At 34.2% G+C, this 1,500-nt stretch carries 1 protein-coding gene; it reads right to left on the reverse strand.

What is annotated here, in order from left to right:
* Positions 1–1,459 (reverse strand): GTPase (locus C0512_RS15595; protein ID WP_290863231.1); only part of this gene is annotated, 1,459 nt, incomplete at its 3' end.
* Positions 1,460–1,500: the final 41 nt, after the last annotated feature.

The raw sequence follows: 1,500 nt of genomic DNA on the forward strand, positions 1-1,500 counted from the left end.
CTTTGCTAAGGTCACTCAATTGAATTTCGTTGTATACCTTTGTAAATCCTATTAGAAGATTCTTCTGAAAATTTTTTAAAGCAGTTTTTTTAACAAATTCTTCTAATCTTAATAACAGATCATTAACTCCTTTTCCTCTCGCACTTTTGAAGGTGTGGTAGTCAACTATGAGACATAAATTACAGGAATGAGAGTTTTGAAATAGACGACGTATGTTTACAGCATGTGCGATGTCTGCTTCTGGAGATCTATTATCGAGAAAACCAGGCAGGTCAACTAAAAAAATATCTTCGATTAATTCGAAAGCTGATGGGATGAGCGTTTCGGAGCTTGATTTGTGACCGATGGGGGTTTTTTCATCGATGGCTTCAATCCTTCCTCGTTTTCCTTGTTTCATTATACATCCTAGGAGCCAGTTTGCTAAAGTACTTTTTCCGCATCCAGTTTCTCCGAATAGGGCGATTACCCTCTTGCCTTTGATTGATTCTAGTATTTTTTCCGCTTCTAAAATAATATTAAACATGTTATCGATATTACTTTGATCAAGATCATCAATTGTACAGCCTTCGAGAGGATTAACTTGTGGTAAATTATCAAAGTCAATATGTTCTGCCAGGAAAATAGATCTTCTCGTGCCAATTTTGTGATCCAACTTCACTGTTTCAGAACTATTTGAAAGAGAGCTTTCTGGGAGAGGTCGAAGACTTCGAATTTTCAAAAATTGAAAGAATTTTTTCTCTATACCTTCATAATCGTCTTTATCCTTAACATGATTCTTTATTTGGTTTTTGATCAGTTTTTGAATTTTAGGTGTAATCATACTTTTAACATCTACTTGAAAACCTTCATCCGATTCTGGGGTGGTGATTTGGCTTATAACTGTTAACAGATTTGGTTCTCTCCTCAAAATGTATTGTAACCAATTTTTCATTATTTTTTTGTCAACTTGAATGGATCGTTTTGCGATGGAGATGATTGGAGCGCTGTTATTATGGTCCCATTGACTGCTACTTGCAGCTCCTGATGATGTGAATCTCTGAGGCGTGAGTCTGGATAAATCTCGTTCACTGTTGTTACTCTTTGATATCGTTGGTTCACTAAAACTTATAAAATTAGAAATTTTTGTTTTTATTTTATCGATTATATTCTCTGTTAGAGAAGGTTTGTCGTAAGGAATCCATAATAAGCGTGTATTGTGAGAGGTGATTGAAGGTTTATTTCTTGATTTGATTGTTATTTTTACTAAATTAGGACAATTGTGAATAATTAGATTCCTAAGGGAAGGAGCTTCAATCTCAATCTTCTCGAGATTTCTACAGTCTGAAATTTCTAACTGAACAAGACGGGGAAATTTTGTGGTCGGTGTATCTGTTATTGAGCTCTCTCCAATAAATTTTATTGTTGGATTTCCACTAAAAGATAGTCTATATAGTTCTGGACATTTTTTTGATATTTCCAAAAAACTACTTTCTGTGATTCGGAAAAAATTTTCGAGGTTTA

It is taken from the genome of Flavobacterium sp. (assembly GCF_013822155.1).
In the GTDB taxonomy this organism is placed as follows: domain Bacteria; phylum Bacteroidota; class Bacteroidia; order Flavobacteriales; family Flavobacteriaceae; genus Flavobacterium.